General features: G+C 66.5%; 17 protein-coding genes and 1 tRNA gene. 11 read left to right on the plus strand and 7 right to left on the minus strand.

Going from position 1 to position 21,742, the window contains the following annotated elements; genetic code table 11:
- Positions 1–3: 3 nt before the first annotated feature.
- Positions 4–2,121, minus strand: coding sequence for an ATP-dependent DNA helicase RecG (gene recG / locus ACFOYU_RS05135; protein ID WP_377032712.1), 2,118 nt, complete (start codon positions 2,119–2,121; stop codon positions 4–6).
- Between the two features lie 89 nt (positions 2,122–2,210).
- On the opposite strand from recG, the gene ACFOYU_RS05140 reads away from it, so the two are divergent.
- The 3 genes from ACFOYU_RS05140 to ACFOYU_RS05150 all read left to right on the plus strand — a co-directional run bounded on the left by ACFOYU_RS05140 (position 2,211) and on the right by ACFOYU_RS05150 (position 6,980).
- Entirely contained in the window at positions 2,211–2,507 is a 297-nt protein-coding gene (locus ACFOYU_RS05140) for a succinate dehydrogenase assembly factor 2 (protein WP_226742417.1), read from the plus strand.
- A gap of 76 nt (positions 2,508–2,583) precedes the next feature.
- The gene (gene mfd, locus ACFOYU_RS05145; protein WP_377032713.1) at positions 2,584–6,105 is read left to right on the plus strand and encodes a transcription-repair coupling factor; all 3,522 of its coding nucleotides are present in this window, start codon (positions 2,584–2,586) and stop codon (positions 6,103–6,105) included.
- Between the two features lie 2 nt (positions 6,106–6,107).
- A complete protein-coding gene (locus ACFOYU_RS05150) occupies positions 6,108–6,980 on the plus strand; it encodes a serine hydrolase domain-containing protein (RefSeq protein WP_377032714.1) in 873 nt (290 codons plus the stop codon).
- Between the two features lie 3 nt (positions 6,981–6,983).
- Here the strand turns inward: ACFOYU_RS05150 and ACFOYU_RS05155 are convergent, their stop codons facing one another.
- Positions 6,984–7,328, minus strand: coding sequence for a hypothetical protein (locus tag ACFOYU_RS05155; protein ID WP_226742414.1), 345 nt, complete (start codon positions 7,326–7,328; stop codon positions 6,984–6,986).
- 132 nt (positions 7,329–7,460) lie between these two features.
- Positions 7,461–9,272 (minus strand): extracellular solute-binding protein, encoded by a 1,812-nt coding sequence (locus tag ACFOYU_RS05160; protein ID WP_377032715.1) that lies wholly within the window; start codon positions 9,270–9,272, stop codon positions 7,461–7,463.
- A 219-nt stretch (positions 9,273–9,491) separates the two neighbouring features.
- Here ACFOYU_RS05160 and ACFOYU_RS05165 point away from each other — a divergent pair, with 219 nt between their 5' ends.
- Positions 9,492–10,259 carry an invasion associated locus B family protein gene (locus ACFOYU_RS05165; protein ID WP_377032716.1) on the plus strand — a complete coding sequence of 256 codons (768 nt, stop codon included), beginning with the start codon at positions 9,492–9,494 and terminating at the stop codon, positions 10,257–10,259.
- Between the two features lie 70 nt (positions 10,260–10,329).
- Here the strand turns inward: ACFOYU_RS05165 and hspQ are convergent, their stop codons facing one another.
- Positions 10,330–10,662: a heat shock protein HspQ gene (hspQ, locus tag ACFOYU_RS05170; RefSeq protein WP_226742472.1), complete on the minus strand. Its 333-nt coding sequence runs from the start codon at positions 10,660–10,662 to the stop codon at positions 10,330–10,332.
- 183 nt (positions 10,663–10,845) lie between these two features.
- Between hspQ and ACFOYU_RS05175 the strand changes: the two genes are divergently transcribed.
- Positions 10,846–11,814, plus strand: coding sequence for an AEC family transporter (locus ACFOYU_RS05175; protein WP_377032717.1), 969 nt, complete (start codon positions 10,846–10,848; stop codon positions 11,812–11,814).
- On the opposite strand, the gene ACFOYU_RS05180 is transcribed toward ACFOYU_RS05175, so the two are convergent.
- The gene (locus tag ACFOYU_RS05180) at positions 11,811–13,019 is read right to left on the minus strand and encodes a UbiH/UbiF family hydroxylase (RefSeq protein WP_377032718.1); all 1,209 of its coding nucleotides are present in this window, start codon (positions 13,017–13,019) and stop codon (positions 11,811–11,813) included. The genes ACFOYU_RS05175 and ACFOYU_RS05180 overlap by 4 nt on opposite strands.
- Before the next feature lie 162 nt (positions 13,020–13,181).
- Between ACFOYU_RS05180 and ACFOYU_RS05185 the strand changes: the two genes are divergently transcribed.
- The 5 genes from ACFOYU_RS05185 to ACFOYU_RS05205 all read left to right on the plus strand — a co-directional run bounded on the left by ACFOYU_RS05185 (position 13,182) and on the right by ACFOYU_RS05205 (position 18,640).
- Positions 13,182–14,729 carry an ABC transporter ATP-binding protein gene (locus ACFOYU_RS05185; protein WP_377032719.1) on the plus strand — a complete coding sequence of 516 codons (1,548 nt, stop codon included), beginning with the start codon at positions 13,182–13,184 and terminating at the stop codon, positions 14,727–14,729.
- On the plus strand, positions 14,719–15,795 hold the full coding sequence (locus tag ACFOYU_RS05190) for an ABC transporter permease (RefSeq protein WP_377032720.1): 1,077 nt from the start codon (positions 14,719–14,721) through the stop codon (positions 15,793–15,795). The genes ACFOYU_RS05185 and ACFOYU_RS05190 overlap by 11 nt, the downstream gene beginning before the upstream one ends.
- Complete coding sequence (locus tag ACFOYU_RS05195; protein WP_377032721.1) at positions 15,792–16,709, plus strand: ABC transporter permease; 918 nt, start codon at positions 15,792–15,794, stop codon at positions 16,707–16,709. Before ACFOYU_RS05190 ends, ACFOYU_RS05195 begins: the two co-directional genes overlap by 4 nt.
- Before the next feature lie 91 nt (positions 16,710–16,800).
- Positions 16,801–17,883 carry a BMP family ABC transporter substrate-binding protein gene (locus tag ACFOYU_RS05200; RefSeq protein ID WP_377032722.1) on the plus strand — a complete coding sequence of 361 codons (1,083 nt, stop codon included), beginning with the start codon at positions 16,801–16,803 and terminating at the stop codon, positions 17,881–17,883.
- Between the two features lie 106 nt (positions 17,884–17,989).
- Entirely contained in the window at positions 17,990–18,640 is a 651-nt protein-coding gene (locus tag ACFOYU_RS05205) for a nicotinamidase (RefSeq protein WP_377032723.1), read from the plus strand.
- Positions 18,641–18,652: 12 nt separating this feature from the next.
- Here ACFOYU_RS05205 and rimO read toward each other — a convergent pair whose 3' ends face one another.
- Both rimO and ACFOYU_RS05215 read right to left on the minus strand, forming a co-directional pair.
- Entirely contained in the window at positions 18,653–19,969 is a 1,317-nt protein-coding gene (gene rimO / locus ACFOYU_RS05210) for a 30S ribosomal protein S12 methylthiotransferase RimO (protein WP_377032724.1), read from the minus strand.
- A 75-nt stretch (positions 19,970–20,044) separates the two neighbouring features.
- Positions 20,045–20,134: transfer RNA gene (locus ACFOYU_RS05215), tRNA-Ser, on the minus strand.
- Between the two features lie 552 nt (positions 20,135–20,686).
- Between ACFOYU_RS05215 and ACFOYU_RS05220 the strand changes: the two genes are divergently transcribed.
- Entirely contained in the window at positions 20,687–21,718 is a 1,032-nt protein-coding gene (locus tag ACFOYU_RS05220) for a septal ring lytic transglycosylase RlpA family protein (RefSeq protein ID WP_319004871.1), read from the plus strand.
- The last annotated feature ends 24 nt before the right edge of the window (positions 21,719–21,742 follow it).

The raw sequence follows: 21,742 nt of genomic DNA on the forward strand, positions 1-21,742 counted from the left end.
GGATCAGCCCGCCCGCAACAGCCTGATCGCCGAGTCCCGCTCGAACAGGTAGAGCAGGACCCGCAAAGCCTTGCCCCGGTCGCTGACGAGATCGGGGTCGCGGTCGACGATGAGGCGCGCATCGTCGCGCGCCGCCCCCAGGAGGTCGCCGTCGGCTTCCAGGCGGGCGAGCTTGAAGCCCGGCGCGCCCGACTGGCGGGTGCCGAGCACCTCGCCTTCGCCGCGCAGGCGCAGGTCCTCCTCGGCGATCCGGAAGCCGTCCTCGGTCTGGCGCATCATTTCGAGGCGCGCCTGCGCCACCTGTCCGAGCGGCCCCTTGTAGATCAGGAGGCAGGTGGAGGACCGTGAGCCGCGTCCCACGCGCCCGCGCAGCTGATGCAGCTGGGCGAGGCCGAACCTCTCGGCGTGTTCGATCACCATGATGGTCGCGTTCGGCACGTCCACCCCGACCTCGATCACGGTGGTCGAGACGAGGATCTTCGTTTCCCCACGCGAGAAACGCTCCATCGCGGCGTCCTTGTCCCGCCCGGCCATCTTGCCATGCACGAGGCCGACCTCGTCCCCGAAAACCGACCGCAGCTGCTCGTGACGCTCCTCGGCGGCAGCCAGATCGACCGTTTCGGATTCGCCCACGAGGGGGCAGACCCAGTACACCTGATCGCCGTTGGCGATGGCGCGCCCCATGGCGCCGATCACCTCGTCCAGGCGCTCGATGGAGATCAGCTTGGTCGCGATGGGCTTGCGCCCTGCCGGCTTCTCGCTGAGCACCGAGACGTCCATGTCGCCGAAATAGGTCAGGGCCAGGGTTCGGGGGATCGGGGTTGCGGTCATGACGAGGATGTCGACGGCCTCGCCCTTGGAGCCGAGGGCCAGGCGCTGATGCACGCCGAACCGGTGCTGTTCGTCCACAACGGCGATGCCGAGATCGTTGAAGGCGACGCCCTCCTGGAACAGGGCATGGGTGCCGACCGCGATATCGATGCTGCCATCCGCCAGCCCCGCGAGAACCGCCTTGCGGGCCGAGCCCTTCTCGCGCCCCGTCAGCAGGGCCATCGTGAGGCCCGCCTCCTGCGCCAGGGGAGCGATCCGCTCATAATGCTGGCGCGCCAGAATCTCGGTCGGGGCCATGAGAGCCGCCTGCCGCCCGGCCTCGATGGCGCTCGCCATGGCGAGAAGGCCGACCACCGTCTTGCCGGAGCCGACATCCCCCTGGAGCAGGCGCAGCATCTTCTTGTCGGCCACCAGATCGCGGCGGATGTCCTCGACGGCGCTCGCCTGGGAGGCGGTGAGGCCGAAGGGCAGGGAGCGCTTGATCTTCTCGACGAGACGGCCATCGCCCGCATTCACCCGGCCCGGCAGGCGGCGCATCCGGCTGCGCACGAGGGTGAGGGCGAGTTGGGATGCAAGGAGTTCGTCATAGGCCAGACGCCGACGGGCGGGAGACTTGGCGAGAGCCTCCTCGGAGACCTGCGCGGCGCTACCCGGCTTGTGAATGGCGTGAAGGGCAGCGGAGAAATCGGGAAGCCCGTTGCGGTCGAGCCAGGCCGGGTCCTGCCACTCGGGCAGATGAGGCACTCTTTCGAGCGCCGCCCCGACATAGCGCGCGACCATGCGCGAGGAGAGGCCCTCGGTCAGCCCGTAGACGGCTTCGACCGCTGGCAGGTCCGCAATTCCCTTTTCGTCCAGGATACGGTCCGGATGCACCATCTGGCGCATGGATTCCCAGAGTTCGATCTTGCCCGAGACGTAGCGGCGCTCGCCCACCGGCAGCAGCTTTTCGAGCCGGGCCTTCTGGCCGTTGAAGAACACGAGGGTCACGTCGCCGGTCTCGTCCTCGACCAGGATCCGATACGGCGCCCGGCGGCCGGGAGGAGGGGGGCGATGCGCGACGACGGTCACGGAAAGCGTCACCGGTTCCCCGACGGGGGCATCCGCGATGGAGCCCTTCATCTCGCGTGAGACGCCGCCGCTGGGCAGATGAAACAGGAGATCCATCACCCGCGTCGGACGTCCCTGCTCCCCGAGCAGGCGGTCGAGCAGGGGCGCGATCTTGGGTCCGACCCCGGGAAGGGTGTTCGCCGGGGCAAAGAGCGGGTCGAGAATGGAAGGGCGCAAAGACATTCTTATGGGTGGCAAGACGGTTGGAGATGGTTATATAGCGGCCAAGCCGCCTTGAGGCGACGCTATTCATGAACAAATGGAGAATCTTCATGAGCGGAACCACGCGCACGAGCGCCGACCTCGATGTCCGCCGGCGGCAGATCCTGTACCGCGCCTGGCATCGCGGCATGCGGGAGATGGACCTGATCATGGGCCGCTTCGCCGACGCGGAGATCGGAACCCTGACCGACGATGAGCTCACCGAGTTCGAACGGCTGATCGAGGTGCCCGACCGCGACCTGCTCGGCTGGATCACGGGCGAGATTCCGACGCCCGAGAACTACGATACGCCTCTCTTCCGGCGCCTGAAGGGGTTCCACACCCACACCTCGCCGATCCACGTTTGATCCGACCGACCGTTCACGCCGACTGAACCGGGCCGAACGGCCCGCGTTTCCTTTCATCGATTCGACGATTTCCATCATGAAGCCTGCATTGATCCGTGCCTTGGACGCCCTGAAGAAGGGCCAGAGCCTGACGCTTTCCAGCGCGCCGGACGGGTTCGACGCACTCGCGGTCGCCGATCTGGCGCGCGGGCTGTCGGGCCATGTGGAAGGGCCTGCGGTTCTGGTCCATGTGGCGCGGGACGGCCAGCGGCAGCAGAACTTCGCCAACGCTCTCGGCTTCATCGCACCGGAAATCGAGATCCTTCCCTTCCCGGCCTGGGACTGCCAGCCCTACGACCGGGTGTCGCCGAACACCGCCGTCACGGCGCAGCGGATGACCACCCTGGCGCGGCTCGCCCGCTCCAAGACCTCCGAGGAAAAGCCGCGCATCCTCTCGACGACGGTCAACGCTCTCGTCCAGCGCGTGCCGCCCCGGGCGAGAATCGCAGCGGAGACCTTTTCGGCCGCGCCCGGCAACGTGGTCGACACCACCCTGCTGGTGAACTGGCTCGAGACCAACGGCTTCCTGCGGACCGGCACCGTCCGGGATACGGGCGAATACGCCGTGCGCGGCGGCATCATCGATCTCTATCCGGCCGGCCTGCCGAACCCCGTCCGCCTCGACTTCTTCGGCGACGCCCTGGAATCGATCCGGTCCTTCGATCCGGAAACCCAGCGCACCGTCGGCACCCTCCGGTCCCTCGACCTCGTGCCCATGAGCGAGGTCCAGCTCACCACGGAAACGATCAAGCGCTTCCGCCAGGCCTATGTGGCGGCCTTCGGCGCCCCTCGTCGGGACGACCGGCTCTACGAGGCGATCAGCGAAGGGCGGCGCTATCCGGGTCTGGAGCACTGGCTGCCTCTGTTCCACGACCACCTCGACACGCTGCTCGACTACGTGCCGGGCATTCCGGTGGTCTTCGATGCCCTCGCGGACGACGCGGCGGCCGAACGGCTGGCGCAGGTGAAGGATTACTACGACGCCCGGCAGGAGGGCATGGGCCAGAACCAGCCCGGCGTCGCGCCGTATCGCCCCCTGCCGCCGGACGCGCTCTATTTCGCCCCCGGAGAATGGGCGGAACGCACGGCTTCCGTGCCGCTCGCCCGCCTGACACCTTTTGCCCAGCCCGAGACGGAAAGCCGCCTCGTGATCGACTGCGAGGCGCGGCGAGGGCGCAACTTCATCGCCGAGCGGGCCGACGAGAACGCCAATGTCTTCGAGGCCGTGGTTCGCCATATCCGCGGCCTTCAGGGTTCGGGACGCCGCGTGATCCTCGGGGCCTGGTCGGAAGGCTCGCGGGAACGGCTCTGCCATGTCCTGCAGGACCACGATCTGCGGCAGACCCGGCCGATCTCGCGCCTCTCCGAGGCCATGGCCTATCCGCGCAACGAGACGCCCGTCGGCATCTGGCCCCTGGAAGCCGGCTTCGAGACCGGCGATCTCGCGGTCATCAGCGAACAGGACGTTCTCGGCGACCGGCTCGTGCGCCAGAAGCGCAAGTCCAAGCGCCCGCAGGACTTCTTGACCGAGGTCGCGGCCCTGACCCCGGGCGATCTGGTGGTGCATGTGGATCACGGCATCGGCCGCTTCGAAGGCCTGAAGACCATCGAGGCCGCGGGGGCGCCGCATGACTGCCTGGAACTCCACTATGCCGGCGGCGACCGCCTGTTCCTGCCTGTCGAGAACATCGAGCTCCTGACCCGCTACGGATCGGAAGAGACCGAGGTCCAGCTTGACAAGCTCGGCGGCGGCGCCTGGCAGGCGCGCAAGGCGCGCATGAAGCAGCGCATCCGTGAGATGGCGGGCGCCCTGATGAAGATCGCCGCCGCGCGCATCCTGAAGGATGCGCCGCGCCTCGTGCCGCCGGAAGGGCTCTACGACGAGTTCGCGGCCCGCTTCCCCTATGACGAGACCGAGGACCAGCAGAACGCCATCGACGCGGTTCTCGACGATCTCGGCACCGGCCGCCCCATGGACCGGCTCGTCTGCGGCGACGTGGGCTTCGGCAAGACCGAGGTGGCCCTGCGCGCCGCCTTCGTGGCGGCCATGAGCGGCAAGCAGGTGGCAGTCGTCGTGCCGACCACGCTCCTGTCGCGCCAGCACTACAAGACCTTCACGGAACGCTTCCGTGGCCTGCCGCTCAACGTGGCGCAGGCTTCCCGTTTCGTGCCCGCGGCCGAAATGAAGAAGGTGAAGGAAGGGCTGGCGGACGGCTCCGTCGACATCGTCGTCGGCACGCACGCGCTGCTCGGCAAGACGATCAAGTTCAAGGATCTCGGCCTCATCATCATCGACGAGGAGCAGCATTTCGGCGTCAGCCACAAGGAGCGCCTGAAGGAGCTGCGTGCCGAGGTCCATGTGCTGACCCTCTCCGCGACCCCGATCCCGCGCACCCTGCAGCTGGCGCTGACCGGCGTGCGCGAACTCTCGCTCATCACGACCCCGCCGGTGGACCGCCTCGCGGTCCGAACCTTCATCACGCCCTTCGACCCGCTCCTCATCCGCGAGGCGCTGCTGCGCGAGCGCTACAGGGGCGGGCAGGCGTTCTATGTCGTGCCGCGCCTCGACGATCTCGGCGAGGTCAAGGCCTTCCTCGACAAGGAGGTGCCGGAGGCGAAGGTGGCCGTGGCCCATGGACAGATGGCCGCCGGCCAGCTCGAGGACATCATGACCGCCTTCTACGAGGGCAAGTACGACGTCCTTCTCTCCACCACCATCGTGGAATCCGGCCTCGACATCCCGACCGCGAACACCCTCATCGTCCACAGGGCCGATATGTTCGGACTGTCCCAGCTCTACCAGCTGCGCGGACGGGTCGGTCGCTCCAAAACCCGCGCCTACGCCCTGTTCTCGGTGCCGGCCAACAAGCCCCTGACCGTGCAGGCGGAACGGCGCCTCAAGGTCCTCCAGACCCTCGACACGCTCGGAGCGGGCTTCCAGCTCGCATCGCACGACCTCGACATCCGCGGCGCCGGCAACCTGCTGGGCGAGGAGCAGTCGGGGCACATCAAGGAAGTCGGCTACGAGCTCTACCAGCAGATGCTGGAGGAGGCCGTGGCCCAGCTCAAGGCCGGCATCGAGGAGCCCGCCGAGGACCAGTGGTCGCCCACGATCCAGGTAGGCGCGCCGGTGATGATCCCGGAGAGCTATGTCTCCGACCTCCAGCTCCGCCTCGGCCTCTATCGCCGTCTCTCCACCCTTGAGACCGACGCGGAGATCGACGCTTTCGGGGCCGAAATGATCGACCGGTTCGGGCCGCTCCCGTCGGAGGTCGACCAGCTTCTCAAGATCATGGCGATCAAGGTGCTCTGCCGCCGCGCCAACGTGGAGAAGGTCGATGGCGGACCGAAGGGCATCATCGTCTCGTTCCGCGACAACGCCTTCGCCAACCCGAACGGGCTCGTCGCCTACGTGGCCGAGCAGGCCTCCTTCGCGAAGGTGCGCCCGGACATGAAGATCGTCTTCATCCGCGACGTGGAAACGCCGGACGAGCGCATCAAGGCCACCACGGCCATCCTGCGCAACCTGGTCCGGATCGCGGAAAAGAAGGCCGCCTGACGGTGGAAGCCTGGGCCGTCGTCGAGAACGGCGTCGTGACCGGAAGCCACGATGCCGGGCAGATGGTTCCCTGGTGGAGCTTCACGAAGACGGTTCTTGCCGCCGGAGCGCTCGTCCTCGTCCGCGACGGCCTCGCCTCCCTGGACGAGCCTTTGCCCGGTAAGCCCTACACCCTCCGGCAACTCCTCCAGCACCGGTCCGGCCTGGGGAACTACGGTGGGGTCGCGGCCTATCATGATGCCGTCGCCAAGGGGGAAGAGCCCTGGCCCGTGACGATGCTGCTGGATCGGGTCGAAGCCGAACGGCTGCGTTATCGTCCTGGGGAGGGGTGGGAATACTCGAATATCGGCTATCTCTTCGTGCGCCGGTTCATCGAGACCCTCAGCGGGGAGGACATGGACGGCGCCCTGCGCCGCCTCGTCCTTCGGCCGCTCGGAATCGAGCGCGCAAGGGTGGCGCGAGACCGGTCGGACCTCGCCGGCGTCGTCATGGGAGAAGCGCACAGCTACCACCCGGGTTGGGTCTATCATGGATTGCTGGTCGGGCCGGCGGAGGAGGCGGCTATCCTGCTCGACGACCTTCTCAGGGGCGTATTGCTGCCGCCCGACCTGCTGGCCGAGATGTTGCGGGTGTTTCCGCTCCAGGGGCCCATACCGGGACGGCCATGGCAGATTCCCGGCTACGGGCTTGGTCTCACGAGCGGCGAGACCACTGCGGGGGGAAGGGTCGCGGGGCATACCGGAGGCGGTCCCGGCAGCACGATTGCCGTCTATGGCGACCTGTCGGCGCGCCCTCTCCGGACGGCAGCCTTCTTTGCGACGGATGAGGATCAGGCGAAGACGGAGGCCGGGGCCTTCCGTCTTCTCGGGGTATGAAGGCTAGAGATCGGGCGCCGCGACGGCGCGGGTTCCGAGCTGGTTCTGGAGCATCGTCGTGGCTCCGCTGATGCCGCCGGCGACGATGATGGGGATCTTGTCCGAGTCGATGGATTTCCGGAGCCGGTTGGCAAGTTCCAGGAAGCGGCGGCGCTCCGCCCAGTCCGCGTCGCGGGGCATCTGCAGAACGACCGCGACCGGGCTCGGCATCATGGCCAGAACCTCTTCCGTGGCCTCGAGGGGGGCGGTCACGCTGGCATAACCCATCCCCGCCAATTCGGCCGAAAGAGCACTGTCGGGAGCGCGTTCGCCGTTGTCGACGACGAGCACCTGCTGAAAACTTGTCATAGCGATACCTTACGGGAAGGCGGTACGGCATAGATTGAGGTCATGCTCGACAACGCCTTCGGCAGGTATTTGTTTCATCCTGCACCTGAATGGAAGCTCAACGGTTTCCGTTAGGACCTTTCGCGCGCCACTTCAATGGGGTGCGCGCCACCAGGTGTCGATGGAGGCCCCGAAGAGGGGGATCGTGGCGGGCCTCTTCAGGCTGCTGTCATAGGCAAGCCATTGCTCTCCAACATAAAACAGCGGAACCACGTAGAAGCCCGACAGCAGGAGGCGGTCGAGCGCCCGCACCGTGGAGACGAAGTCCTCACGGCTTCTCGCCTCGAGAAGAGCCTCGATCATGCGGTCGATGGCCGGTGATGCGGCCCCGGCATAGTTCAGGGAACCGCTCCTTTCGGCCGCGCCGGAACTCCAGCGGTTACGCTGCTCGTTGCCGGGGGAGGCGGAGGCCGGCCAGACCCACTGCACCATGTCGAAATCGAACTGGGCCAGCCGGCGCCAGTACTGCACGTCGTCCACCAGCCGCACCCGCGCCTGGATTCCGACGCGACCGAGGGACTGGGAGAAGTTCAGGGCAAGGCGCTCCTGCTGACGGGAATTGACCAGCATCTCGAACGCAAAGGGCTCGCCGGTGGCCTGTTTGCGCAGCATGCCGCCGTCGAGCGTCCATCCCGCCTCGCCGAGGAGGGCGAGCGCGTGGCGCGCCGTGTCGCGGTCGCGTCCCGAGCCGTCGGAGGAGGGCGGAGCCCACCGTCCCTCCAGGATGTCCTCCCGGACGGCGCCGGGATAAGGCGCGAGAAGCTCCCTCTCCCGCCCGCCCGCCGGACGTCCGGCCGAGGACAGGTCGGACCCCGCGAAGTAGCTGTCGGACCGCGTGAGCAGGCTGAAATACAGGTTGCGGTTCACCCACTCGAAATCGAACAGGTAACCGAGCGCCTCCCGGACCTTCGGATCGCTGAAATGCGGCCTGCGGGTATTGAAGACGAAGCCGTTCATGCCCTTGGGCAGGCGGATGGGCACGCCCTCGCGGGCAATGCGGCCGGACCGGACCGCGGGGATGTCGTAACCCGTGGCCCAGCGGCTGGCGTCTCCCTCAATCCGGAAATCATAAAGTCCCGCTTTGAAAGCCTCGAACAAGCTGTTGGCATCGCGATAGAAATCGTAGCGGATCTCGTCGAAGTTGTAGAGGCCGCGCGTGACGGGCAGGTCGTTGCCCCAGTAATCGGCCCGGCGTTTGAGGACGACCCGCTCACCGGGTCTCACCTCGGAAATGGCGTAGGGCCCCGACCCGAGCGGGGGCGTGAGGGTCGTCCTGTCGAACGTCTCCGGATCGGTCGCATGGGCGGCGAAGATCGGCATCATCGCGATGATCAGGGGCAGTTCCCGGTCGTTGGAACCGGAGAGGTCGAACCGGATCCGCTGGGGGCTCTCGATATACACCGCCTTCACCTGGCCGAAGCTCGAGCGATGGAACGGCTTCCCGTGCTTCTTCAGGAGCTCGAAGGTGAAGCGCACGTCCTCCGCCGTCAGAGGATGGCCGTCGGAAAACCGGGCCCTGGGATCGAGATTGAAGGTGATCGAGCTGCGGTCGTCCGGCATCTCCGCCGAGCGGGCGACCAGCCCGTAGAGGGTGAACGGCTCGTCCTGAGAGCGAATCATCAGGCTCTGGAGCACGTAGCGGGGAACCACGTCCGGCGCGACGCCGAGGACGATGAGGGGATTGAGGCTGTCGAAGGTGCCCTGGAGCGCCAGCACGATTCGCCCGCCCTTCGAAGCATCCGGGTCGGCATAGGGCAGGTGAGGGAAGTCCGGTTCGAGGGCGGGTTCCCCATGCATGGCGATACCATGCCGCAGCGCCTCGGCCGCCGCAGCCGGGCACAGCCCCAGGCCCACCCCTGCAGCGAGCGCGAGAATCCGAAGGAAATGTCTCAGTTTGCGGCCCATGGCGCCCCTGGCAGAACACAGCGCTTTCCGGGACTGGATATTATAAAGAAAGTTGCCCCGGGCGACTGGAAACATACCTCATGAAAGGTTAAAGGAGCGCCACACGTCATGTCTTCGCCTTAATCGGCAAAGATTCAACCGTTCCAAGATGGTGACGAACAAAGCCGGGTTAAACGGCTGTTTCATGACCCGACCTTTCGACTGAAGAGGATCAACGACATGTCAATCGCGACACGCCTCGCGAGCCTGGGGGGCACCCGCGGTCTGGCGACAGCCATGGCCCTTCTCCTGGCTGCACCCGCTCTCGCGCAAACCGCTCCGGCGCAGCGCCCGGCCGCTCCGGCCCAGCAGGGCCAGCAGGCTCCTCAGGCACAGCAGGCCCAGCAGACCGGCCCGATGGTCGTTCAGGTGAAGGCCGAGCCGTCCCAGCCGGAATGGACCAAGGTTTGCGGCAAGGATCAGGCCAACAACGCCGAGATCTGCTACACCACCCGCGACTTCGTGTCGGATCAGGGTCAGCCGGTGCTCGCCATGGCGCTCTATGACGTCAAGGGCGCGCAGCCGCAGAAGATCGTCCGTTTCGTGATGCCGCTCGGCCTGCTCCTGCAGCCCGGCCTCCGCTTCACGGTCGACCAGGGTCAGCCGACCCCGGGCCGGTACGTGATGTGCCTTCCGAACGGCTGCTTCGCCGAAGCCCAGGTCAAGGACGACTTCGTCGCCGCCCTCAAGAAGGGTGCCAACCTGAACGTCAGCGTCCAGAACCAGATGGGCCGCGAGATCACCTTCGCCGTTCCGGCTGCCGGCTTCGCCAAGGCTTTCGACGGCCCGCCGATCGACCCGAAGGTTCTCCAGGAGCAGCAGAAGAAGCTCCAGGAAGAGCTCGAGAAGCGCTCCGAGGAGCTCCGCAAGCAGCTCAGCAGCGGCGCCGGCGCTGGTGCCGCTCCGGCTGCCGGAGCCCCGGCTGCGCCGGCCGCTCCGAAGCCGTAAGCAATCGCCTCAAGAGGCAAAAAGAAACGCCGGGCTTCTCGCCCGGCGTTTTCGTTTGTTCCTGCCGTCTTCAGTTCGCAAGGGTCGGATGCGCCCGATAGATGCCGTTTTTGTCCCGGACGAACATCTCCTTGATGAGAGGATTGCGCAGCGGTTCGTCGGAATGGTCGGGAAGCAGATTCTGCTCTGAAACGTAGGCGATGTATTCGGTTTCCGCGTTCTCGGCGAAGAGGTGATAGAATGGCTGGTCCTTGTGAGGCCTGATTTCCTCCGGGATCGAAAGCCACCATTCCTCGGTGTTGTCGAATTCCGGATCCACATCGAAGATCAGCCCCCTGAACTCGAAGTGTCGATGCCGCACCACCTGGCCGATCGCGAATTTTGCTGAACTCGCTTTCATGATCGTAACTCCTTGATCGGAATATAGAGACGGCGGCTGGAAACTCCAAACGCGGCCCTCGTCACGATCAGGAGAGCCGGTCCGAGGGATGCGTTCCGGGACTGCCGGGCTTCCCGCAGGCGGGATTGCCGCGCGGGTCGAAGCTTGTCAGAAGGAGCCTCCTGTGACTGCCGCCCGGAGGCCGCGATGTCCGACCTGATCGGGCTCTTCAACCTGCTCGCCCCTTTCTTCGGGCTGATCGGCCTCGGCTTCTATTGCGGCAAGTTCGTCAAGCAGCCGGAATCCGGGCTCGCCTGGATGCAGTTCTTCGTCATCTACATCGCCCTGCCGTGCCTGTTCTTCCGGCTGATCGCCGACAAGCCGCTGGACCAGCTGACCAACTGGCCTTTCATTGCGGCCACGACCCTGGCCACCCTTTGCGCCTTCGCGCTCTCGTTCGCCACCGGCTGGCGGCACACGAAGGACCTGCCGCAATCGGTCATGCAGGGGGTCGCCGGGTCCTATTCCAACATCGGCTATATGGGGCCGCCCCTGGTCCTGGCGGCCATCGGCCAGGCGGCCAGCGCGCCGGTCGTCCTCATCTTCGTGTTCGACAACCTGCTGCTGTTCTCCCTCATTCCGCTGCTGATGTCCGTGGCCGGTGTCGAGAAGCTCAGCCTGGGAGCCACGATCCGCCGGATCGTCTGGCGCATCCTCACCCATCCCTTCAACGTGGCGACGGCCCTCGGAGTGGCGGCGAGCTACCTCCATCTCACCCTGCCGGGGCCGGTGAACCAGATCGTCACCTGGCTCTCCGGGGCGGCCGCTCCCTGTGCCTTGTTCATCCTCGGGGTCACCGTCGCGATGCGGCCGCTGCTGCGCATTCCCGGCGAGGTGCCGATCCTCGTCCTGATCAAGCTGGTCCTGCACCCGATCCTGGTCTGGGTCCTGCTCTCCGCCGTGGGCGATTTCGGCGCGACCTGGACCTATGCCGCGCTGACCATGGCGGCGCTTCCGCCCGCCCTGAACATCTTCGTGATCTCGACCCAGTACAATGTGGGCGTCGAGCGCGCCTCGGCCTGCGTCCTGATCGGCACGCTCGTCTCGATGGTGACGCTGACCGGGCTGCTCTACCTCGTCAGCACCGGCATTCTGCCCTACGACCTCTTCCCTTAACCCGCCGGTTCGGCCTGCATCAGGCGTGGAGCCCCGACCTGGGGAAGCACGCCTTCGCGCATCACGGCCCGCCGTAAGGGGCCGATGTTGCTGAGCGCCAGCAATCCCGCGCCCCTGAGGAAGTCGGCCGGGATGAGGCCCGTCAGCAGCGTCCGGTTGAGGCTGTCGACGGCCGCCGTGCGCAGGCGGACATCCAGGTCCCGGCCGCGCTGGTAGCGCCGCAGGGTCTCGTCCGCCCCGGGATCGTGTCCTTCGTCGCCGGCATCCACCACCGCATCGCGCAGGGCGGCCACGTCGCGGAAGCCCAGGTTGAGCCCCTGGGCGCCGATGGGCGGGAACACGTGCGCAGCCTCGCCCACAAGGGCCAGCCGGGCGGAATAGTAGCGCGAGACCGAAAGACCGCTCATCGGCACGAGGCCGCGCGGCCCGTCTATCCGCATCGCGCCGAGTAGGGATTGGGCCTGCGCCTCGATCCTACGCGCCAGCGCCGCATCGTCGAGCGCGGCCAGGCGCTGAGCCTCCTCGGAGCGGGTGACCCAGACCAGGCTCGAACGGCGGCCGGGGAGGGGAACCAGGGTGAAGGGCCCGTGGCGGGTGTGGAACTCGGTCGAGGCTTCCCGGTGGTCCCTGTCATGGGAGAGGATCGCCGTCACGGCCGATTGGGGATAGGACCAGGTCCTGACCTCGATCCCGGCGATCTGTCGGAGCTTGGAGTTCCTCCCGTCGCCGGCCACCACGAGGCGCGCCTTCACCTCCCCGCCATCCTGCAGCGACACGACGGCGTAGTCGGCGGCGGCCCGGAAGCCATCGGCGTGGCGGGGGATCATCGTCAGCGGCTCGTGTCGCCCGGCGACCGCGGCGAGCCTCTCCACGAGAGTGGCGTTCTCGACATTCCAGCCGAAGGCATCGAGCCCGATCTCCCCGGACGTGAAGGAGACCGGCGGCGGCCGGAACAGGCTGCCGGTATCGTCGACGATCCGCATGGTCTCGAGCGGCGCGGCCTCGCGTCTGAGCTCCGGCCAGGCGCCCAGGGCGTCCAGAAACCGGATCGACCCGTTGAGGAGCGCCACCGTACGGCCGTCCCTGCGGGTGTCCAGGCTTCCGATCAGGGCCGTCCGATAGCCGTCCCGGGCGAAGGCGAGGGCGGCGCTCAGGCCGACGGCCCCAGCGCCGACGATGGCGATGTCATGGATCTCTTCGCTCAAGACGTCCCTCACGACCAAATGTTGCCGACCGGTTGCAGACTCACAATAAACGATGCATTCGCCATTGCCGACCGGTGCGGCCCGTCCCTATGATCGTTCCGCACAGGCAGTCATCAACGGATCTGTCGCTTCCGCCAACCCTTCAAGTCAGAGTCGCAGTGCGTGCAGGCAGACGTTTCACCCACGGAACCTCCCCTCGTCGAGCTGAGAGGGATCAGCAAGCGCTACGGCGAACTTCTGGCCAATGACGGGATCGATCTGAGGATCGAGCCGGGGGAGATCCACGCGCTCCTGGGCGAGAACGGCGCCGGCAAGTCCACCCTGGTCAAGATCCTCTATGGGGTGATCGAACCGACCGCGGGCGAAATCCTCTGGGAAGGCCGCCCCGTTTCCATCGCCTCGCCGGTCGAGGCGAGGGCGCTCGGCATCGGGATGGTGTTTCAGCACTTCTCCCTTTTCGACGAGCTGACGGTTGCCGAGAACATCGCGGTCGCGCTTTCCAGCGATTGGAGCCTCGCCACCGTCAGGAGCAGGCTCGGCGACATCAGCCGGGCCTACGGCCTCGCCCTCGAGCCGGACCGGGCAGTGTGGACCCTCTCGGCGGGCGAGCGGCAGCGCATCGAGATCGTGCGGTGCCTCTTGCAGAATCCACGCCTTCTCATCCTCGACGAGCCGACTTCGGTGCTCACGCCGCAGGAGGCCGAGCACCTCTTCGTCACCCTGGACAAGCTCTCCGCCGACGGCTGCTCCATCCTCTACATCTCCCATAAGCTGGAGGAGGTGCGCCGCCTTTGCCGGCGGGCCACCATCCTGAGGGGCGGCCGCGTCGTGGGAGCCATCGACCCGCGCGAGCGCAGCGCCCGCGAGATCGCGGCTCTCATGGTCGGGAACGAGGTCGGGGAGGTCCGCACCGGCACGGCCCATGCGCCCAAGGGGGAGATGCTGCGCGTCACGAACCTGACCCTGCCTCCGGCAGGTCTCCACGGTCAGGCGCTGCACGGCATCGGTCTGGTGGCCCATGCGGGCGAAATCGTCGGCATTGCCGGCGTCGCCGGCAACGGCCAGAGCGAGCTTTTCGCGGCGCTGTCCGGAGAGCGCCCGACCGAGAGTGCGGACACCATCGCCATCGACGGAAGGCCCTGCGGCACCGCCGGCGTCGATGCCCGTCGCCGCCTGGGCGCAGCCTTCGTGCCGGAAGAGCGGCTCGGCCACGCGGCGGCCCCCACCCACCGCCTGAGCGAGAACACGCTGATTTCGCACGCGGCGGCGGAGGTGAGCCGCTCGGGCTTCATCCTCGTGAACGCCGCCAGGCGCCTGGCCGGGGCCATCGTCAAGAGCTTCGACGTACGCACGCCCGAAGGCGACCCGCAGGCGCGCAAGCTGTCGGGCGGCAACCTCCAGAAGTTCGTCATCGGCCGAGAGATCATCCGGCGCCCACGCCTCCTGATCGTCGACCAGCCGACCTGGGGCGTGGATGCGGGCGCCGCCCGCCTCATCCGTCAGGCGCTGGTGGACCTCGCCCGGGAGGGCAGCGCGGTCGTGGTCATCAGCCAGGACCTCGACGAGCTGTTCGAGGTGGCGGACCGCATGGCCGTCATTCATCACGGGCGGCTGAGCGCCCTGAGACCCATCAGCGAATGGACGAAGGAAGCCGTAGGCCTCGAAATGCTTGGAGTATCCCAGTCCCAGGGGGCGGCTCATGCGGTTTGAGCTGACGCCCCGGACGAGCGTATCCCCTGTCCTCAGGGCGCTTGCGCCTGTTGCGGCCTTTATCACCGCGTTCCTGATCGCAGGTTTCGTCATCTGGCTGATGGGCCGCTCGCCCGTCGCCGCCTTCGAGGTCTACGTCACCCAGCCTCTGAGCGATTCCTGGGCTTTGCAGGAATTGCTCGTGAAGGCGACGCCTCTGGCCCTCATCGCCATCGGTCTCGCCTATTGCTTCCGCGCCAATTTCTGGAACATCGGGGCCGAAGGCCAGTACGTCATGGGAGCCGTGCTCGGAAGCTGGCTCGCGCTCACGACCCACGGCACGGAGGCGGGATTCTGGGTGCTCCCCGCGATGCTCGCGCTCGGCATGGTCGGCGGCGCCGCCTACGGGCTGATCCCCGCCTTCCTGAAGACCCGCTTCGGCGTCAGCGAGATTCTGACCAGTCTCATGCTGGTCTACGTGGCGCAGCTGACCCTCGACTATCTGGTGCGCGGTCCCTGGCGCGACCCGCAGGGCTTCAATTTCCCGCAATCGGTCACGTTCGATCCGGCCGCGACCCTGCCGCCGGTGATGGAGGCCAGCCGGGTGCATTACGGGACGGTCTTCGCGGTCATCGCCGTCCTCGTCACCGCGGTCGTGCTGGGGCGCACGCTGTTCGGCTATCGCCTCCGGCTCACCGGCGATGCTCCGCGCGCGGCCCATTTCGCCGGCTTCAGCGCCCGGACGACGACCATGGCGGTCTTCGCCATCTCGGGCGGTCTCGCGGGTCTGGCCGGAATCGGCGAGGTGTCGGGGCAGATCGGCCAGCTCCAGCCGTCGATCTCCCCCGGTTACGGCTTCACCGCCATCACCGTGGCCTTCCTCGGGAGGCTCAACCCCATCGGAATCCTGGTCGCCGCGCTGGTCGTGGCGCTGACCTTCATCGGCGGGGAGAGCGCGCAGATCATGCTGAAGCTGCCGCTGGACCTGACCCAGGCCTTCCAGGGCATCCTGCTCCTGTGCGTGCTCGCAGCCGATGCGCTCGTCAGCTACCGCGTCCGTCTCGTCACCCGGGGAGGGGGCAAATGACCACCTTCGAAGCCATTCTGCTGACGATCGTCACCGCCTCGACACCTCTCCTCATCGCCGCTCTGGGAGAGCTGGTAACGGAGCGCTCCGGCGTCCTCAACCTCGGGGTCGAGGGCATGATGGCCATGGGGGCCGCCTGCAGCTTCGCCGCGGCCGTCACTTTCGACTCCACGCTCCTGGGCGTTGCGGCGGGCATCGTGGCCGGCGCCCTCATGGCGGCGCTCTTTGCCCTCGTGGTCCTGGGCTTCGCCGCGAACCAAGTCGGCTCGGGTCTTGCCTTGACCATTCTCGGGCTGGGTCTGGCCGGCCTCATCGGCGCCCCCTTCGTGGGCGCACGTCGCGACCCGGTGCCTCCTGTGGACATTCCGGTTCTTAGCGATCTGCCCGTGATCGGCCGCCTCTTTTTTGAGCAGGATCTGTTCGTCTACGCGTCCATCGCCCTCACGATTTTCGTGGCCTACTACCTGAACAGGACCCGCTCCGGCCTGATGCTCCGCTCCATCGGCGAGAACCACGGCTCCGCCCACGGTCTCGGCCTTCCGGTCTGGCGGGTGCGCTTCCTGGCAATCCTGTTCGGCGGCGCCTGCTCGGGTCTCGCGGGGGCGTATCTCGCCCTCGTCTATACCCGCTTCTGGTCTCCGGGAATGACCGCAGGCCGCGGCTGGATCGCCCTGGCACTCGTCGTCTTCGCCGCCTGGAGGCCCGGCTGGGCGCTGATCGGCGCCTACATCTTCGGGGCTGCGACCGTGCTTCAGCTGCACGCCCAGGCCGCCCAGTTCGGCGTCCCTTCGCAGGTGCTGTCGGCGGTGCCCTACGTGGCCACGATCCTTGCCCTGCTGCTCCTGTCCATCCGGCGCGGCCGGGCTATCGGAGCGCCCGGATCCCTGGGCTTGCCATTCGTGCCTGACCGGTAATCAATGTGATGATATTGTGAGCATCCGGATACTTGCCAGGAATGCCTGGACCTGCAACGGATGATCGGAACCTAACCCTAGGGGAGTAAATATGTTTTCACGGAGTCTCATCGGCATCGCGGTCGGGGCGGCAGCCCTGGCGGTGGTCTCGGGCGGCGCGGTTGCGCAGCCGAAGGACAAGATCAAGGTCGGCTTCATCTATGTCGGTCCGGTGGGCGACCACGGCTGGAGCTATCAGCACGATGTGGGTCGCCAGGCCATCGAGAAGGCCCTGGGCGACAAGGTCGAAACCACCTTTGTGGAAAGCGTGCCGGAGGCCGATTCCGAGCGCGCCATCGAGCAGCTCGCCCGTACCGGCCACGACCTGGTCTTCACGACCTCGTTCGGCTTCATGGAGCCGACCCTGAAGGTCGCCAAGCGTTATCCCAAGGTCAAGTTCGAGCACGCGACCGGCTTCAAGCGCGCCCCGAACGTGTCCACCTATGCCGCCAAGTTCCACGAGGGCCGCTACATCATCGGTCAGATCGCGGGCAAGATGTCCAAGACCGGCACCATCGGCTATGTGGGCGCCTTCCCGATCCCCGAGGTGGTGGCGGGCATCAACGCCTATTTCCTCGGCGCTCAGTCCGTGAACCCGAACATCAAGCTCAAGGTGGTCTGGGCGAATTCCTGGTACGATCCCGCCAAGGAGGCCGACGCGGCCAAGGCGCTCCTCGATCAGGGCGTGGACGTGATCGCCCAGCACACGGACAGCCCGGCCCCGCTGCAGGCGGCAGAGGCGCGCGGCAAGCTGGGCTTCGGTCAGGCTTCCGACATGGAGCGCTTCGCCCCGAAGGCGCAGCTCACCGCCATCATCGACGACTGGTCGAAGTACTATGTGGACCGCGCCAAGGCGGTTCTCGACGGGACCTGGAAGTCTCAGGACACCTGGGGCGGCCTGGATGCCGGCATGGTCGTCATGGCTCCCTACAAGAACATGCCCGACGACGTGAAGAAGATGGCCGAGGAGACCGAGGCCGCGATCAAGTCCGGCACGCTCAACCCGTTCAAGTGCCCCATCGTGAAGCAGGACGGCACCGAGGTGGAGTGCAAGGGCAACGGCGCCCTTTCGGACGAGCAGATTCTCGGCATGAACTTCTACGTGAGGGGCATCGACGACACGCTGCCGCAATAAGCGTCGGTTCCGCGCATACGGGAGGCGGCCGAGTGATCGGCCGCCTTTTTTCTTGTCCCGAATCCGGCCATCCTGGCGCCGCAACCGCAGACCGGCAGAAGGTGAGATGACCAGCGAGACGACGTTGACGCCGACCGAGACCGACATCCTCATCGTGACCGACGTTCAGTACGATTTCCTGCCCGGCGGCGCTCTCGCCGTTCCGGACGGGGACGCGGTGATCGCTCCCATCAACCGGCTGGCGCAGGCATTCCGCCATGTTCTGCTGACGCAGGACTGGCACCCTCCGGGCCACACCTCCTTCGCGTCGAGCCATCCGGGCAGGAAGCCCTTCGAGGTGATCGAGCTGGATTACGGCCCGCAGGTTCTCTGGCCGGATCACTGTATCCAGGCCACGCCGGGCGCCGAGATTTCACGGGATCTCCATATCCCGCACGCCCAGCTCGTCATCCGGAAAGGCTACGATCCGAAGATCGACAGCTATTCGGGCTTCATCGAGGCCGACCGGAAGACCTCGACGGGATTGGCCGGCTATCTGAAGGAGAGGGGCTTCCGGCGCGTCTTCTGCACGGGCCTCGCCCTCGATTTCTGCGTTCACTGGACGGCGCTGGACGCGAAGGCCGCCGGTTTCGACACCTACGTGATCGAGGACGCCTCGCGGGCCATCGACACGAACGGGTCCCTGGCCCGCGCCCGGGACGACCTGAGAACTGCCGAGGTCCACACCATACGGAGCTCCCAGATCGTCACGGTATGACGGGGGCGGCGGTCAGACGGCCGTTCCGTGCAGGTCGTACTCGTCCGAGCGCTCGATCCTGACGTCCACTATCTCGCCAGCCTTCAGCGGCCGGCTGGCCGCCACGTAGACAACGCCGTCGATCTCGGGAGCGTCGTACTTGGTCCGCCCGGTGGCGACGGTCGCCCCCGGCTCGTCGATGATGACCGGCAGGGTCTTGCCGACGCGGCCCTTGAGCAGCTTGGCGCTGACCTTCTGCTGGGTCTGCATGAAGCGGTGCCAGCGCTCCTCCTTCACCTCCGGGGGAACCGGATTGGCGATGTCGTTGGCGGGTGCGCCCTGGACCGGCTCGTACTGGAAGCAGCCGGCGCGGTCGATCTTCGCGTCCTTCAGCCATTGCATCAGGAAATCCACGTCCTCTTCCGTCTCGCCGGGGAAGCCGACGATGAAGGTGGAGCGGATCGCGAGGTCCGGGCAGATCTCGCGCCATTTCCTAATGCGCTCCAGGGTCTTCTCCTGGTTGCCGGGGCGGCGCATGGATTTCAGAACACTCGGCGAGGCGTGCTGGAAGGGGATGTCGAGGTAGGGCAGGATCTTGCCCTCCGCCATGAGCGGGATGACCTCGTCCACATGCGGATAGGGATAGACGTAGTGCATCCGGACCCACATGCCGAGGTCGCCCAGTTCCTTGGCGAGTTCATAGAACCGGGTGCGGACCTCGCGGTCCTTCCACAGGCTCGGCTGGTACTTGATGTCGAGGCCGTAGGCGCTGGTATCCTGCGAAATGACCAGGAGCTCCCTGACGCCGGCCCGGGCCAGCTTCTCCGCCTCGCGCAGCACGTCGCCGATGGGGCGGCTGACGAGATCGCCGCGCAGCTTGGGAATGATGCAGAAGGTGCAGCGGTTGTTGCAGCCCTCCGAGATCTTCAAGTAAGCGTAATGGCGCGGCGTGAGCTTCACGCCCTGGGGCGGCACCAGATCGACGAACGGGTCGTGCGCGGGCGGGGCGGCCTTGTGAACCGCCGTGACCACGGACTCGTAGGCCTGAGGGCCGGTGATCGCGAGGACGTTGGGGAATTGGTCGCGGATCTGCTCCGGTTCGGCCCCCATGCAGCCGGTCACGATGACCTTGCCGTTCTCGGCCATGGCCTCGCCGATGGCCTCGAGCGACTCGGCCTTGGCGCTGTCCAGGAAGCCGCAGGTGTTGACGATGACCACATCGGCCCCGTCGTGTTTCTTGGTCAGCTCGTAGCCCTGGGCACGCAACTGGGTGATGATGCGCTCGGAATCGACAAGGGCCTTCGGGCAGCCCAGGGACACGAACGAGACTTTCGGCGCGGGAGCATTCATCCGCCAAATCCACTCTAAAAAGCTTGTACTGAGATCCGCAAGGCGCCCGCCTAAGGCCGCATCGGCGCGAAATCATGGCGGAGAGGGTGGGATTCGAACCCACGGTAGGCTTGCACCTACGGCGGTTTTCAAGACCGCTGCCTTAAACCACTCGGCCACCTCTCCGGAGATGATGTGGCCTGCTCGCGCAGGCCTTCGCTCTCATGGTTGGAGGCTGTCTAAGGCCGCAGGCCCAGTCCCGTCAACTCACAGCATCTTCATCCCGTGGCGGACGAGGCGAACGGCCCGGGTCGCAGTGGCCGGAGCCAAATTGCCGCGCCGGCGGAAGACGTGGTTAAGGCAGCCCTCATGGAGGAGCGCTACAGATCAACGCCGAGCTGCAACGGTTCTCGCCAAACCTTTGATTCGACAGAACAATTCGCCCACGGCTGCCGCATGAGCCGGAAACAGGAAGTGCGAGGGAATCCGGCCCATGTCGTCAGCCGGCCTGGCCGTAACGCAGGGACGTTTCCTCAGGCGATAAATCAACGGATACGAACAAGCCACGGATTAACCTTGACAATAATGTATTCGAAATAAAATATCGCTTTCCCAAGCGTGACCATTGACAAGCGCTGCCGTTTAACTTCTTTTTAAGCACCAGAAAGCACTCTGGCGGGAAGTTTCGGACAGACTCCGGGCCGCCGCAGAAGTGCGGGTGAGGGGATGCAAGACGACATGCATTGGAATCGCACCGGTTCGACGGAGCTGATGGCGCGCGCCGCCTCGTTCAATCATTTGGCTCTTCTTCGTATCGCAGGCGTTACCGCCATTGCGCTGACCGTGGCCAATTGCTCCTCCAACGTCCGTGGTGGAATCGATCCCAAATACGGCGTCGCCCCGAGCCCGAAGGTCGTTGCGGACGGAAAGCCCGTTCCGAAGGGCGGCGGACGCCGGATGGTGGGCAAGCCCTATACCGTGGCGGGCCGCACCTACATGCCCAAGGAAAATCCCGAATATGAGCGGGAAGGACTGGCGTCTTGGTACGGCCCGAACTTCCATGGCCGCATGACCGCCAATGGCGAGATCTTCGACCGCGATTCGATTGCCGCCGCCCATACGACGATGCCGCTGCCGAGCTATGCCCGCGTGACGAACATGCAGAACGGTCACTCGATGATCGTCCGCGTGAACGACCGCGGCCCCTTCCACGGCAACCGCATCATCGACGTCTCCGAACGGGCGGCGATGGCCCTCGGCTTCAAGCGCCAGGGCACCGCACGGGTGAAAGTGGAGTATGTCGGCCGCGCCTCGACCAACGGCAGCGACGACCGGATTCTCCTGGCGAGCCTCCGGACCGACGGCATGCCGGCGACGCTGACCAACACGGCCCCGACCATGATCGCCGAGGCGACCCCGCGGCCGAACGCCCCCCGGCAGACCATTCCTCTGCGCAGCTACGAGCCTGCCGACGGAGCGGACGAAACGCCCCGCGCTCCGTCCGCGGCACCGCAGACCCTCGCCTCCGCCGGCGCTGCCCGGGCCCCGATGGCAGGTTCGGTCCCGCTTCCGCCGGAGCGGCCCTTCGATCTGGGGACCATCCCCAGCGCCGCCACGCCGGTCCCCGTGGCCAGCCTCGGCTCGCAGGCGCTGCCGCCTTCGCGCCCGGTCCTGGCCGGCCTCTACTACACGGCGCCGGCAGCCTCGAAGCCCGGTTTCCAGAAGAGCAACGGCTTCAGCACGCTCGATCAATCGCGGTTCGTGCGCTGACACACGGAGGAGGGCGTCCACAGG

The organism is Microvirga sp. GCM10011540, assembly GCF_042650665.1.
GTDB classification, from domain to species: Bacteria; Pseudomonadota; Alphaproteobacteria; order Rhizobiales; family Beijerinckiaceae; genus Microvirga; species Microvirga lenta.

Bases quoted from the DNA above. Each gene is read 5' to 3' on its own strand.
- rimO (WP_377032724.1), bottom strand. From the start codon at position 19,969: ATGAATGCTCCCGCGCCGAAAGTCTCGTTCGTGTCCCTGGGCTGCCCG.
- ACFOYU_RS05195 (WP_377032721.1), top strand. From the start codon at position 15,792: ATGACCACCTTCGAAGCCATTCTGCTGACGATCGTCACCGCCTCGACA.
- ACFOYU_RS05160 (WP_377032715.1), bottom strand. From the start codon at position 9,272: ATGGGCCGCAAACTGAGACATTTCCTTCGGATTCTCGCGCTCGCTGCA.
- ACFOYU_RS05190 (WP_377032720.1), top strand. From the start codon at position 14,719: ATGCGGTTTGAGCTGACGCCCCGGACGAGCGTATCCCCTGTCCTCAGG.
- ACFOYU_RS05175 (WP_377032717.1), top strand. From the start codon at position 10,846: ATGTCCGACCTGATCGGGCTCTTCAACCTGCTCGCCCCTTTCTTCGGG.
- ACFOYU_RS05165 (WP_377032716.1), top strand. From the start codon at position 9,492: ATGTCAATCGCGACACGCCTCGCGAGCCTGGGGGGCACCCGCGGTCTG.
- ACFOYU_RS05220 (WP_319004871.1), top strand. From the start codon at position 20,687: ATGCATTGGAATCGCACCGGTTCGACGGAGCTGATGGCGCGCGCCGCC.
- ACFOYU_RS05205 (WP_377032723.1), top strand. From the start codon at position 17,990: ATGACCAGCGAGACGACGTTGACGCCGACCGAGACCGACATCCTCATC.
- ACFOYU_RS05200 (WP_377032722.1), top strand. From the start codon at position 16,801: ATGTTTTCACGGAGTCTCATCGGCATCGCGGTCGGGGCGGCAGCCCTG.
- mfd (WP_377032713.1), top strand. From the start codon at position 2,584: ATGAAGCCTGCATTGATCCGTGCCTTGGACGCCCTGAAGAAGGGCCAG.
- recG (WP_377032712.1), bottom strand. From the start codon at position 2,121: ATGTCTTTGCGCCCTTCCATTCTCGACCCGCTCTTTGCCCCGGCGAAC.
- ACFOYU_RS05155 (WP_226742414.1), bottom strand. From the start codon at position 7,328: ATGACAAGTTTTCAGCAGGTGCTCGTCGTCGACAACGGCGAACGCGCT.
- ACFOYU_RS05140 (WP_226742417.1), top strand. From the start codon at position 2,211: ATGAGCGGAACCACGCGCACGAGCGCCGACCTCGATGTCCGCCGGCGG.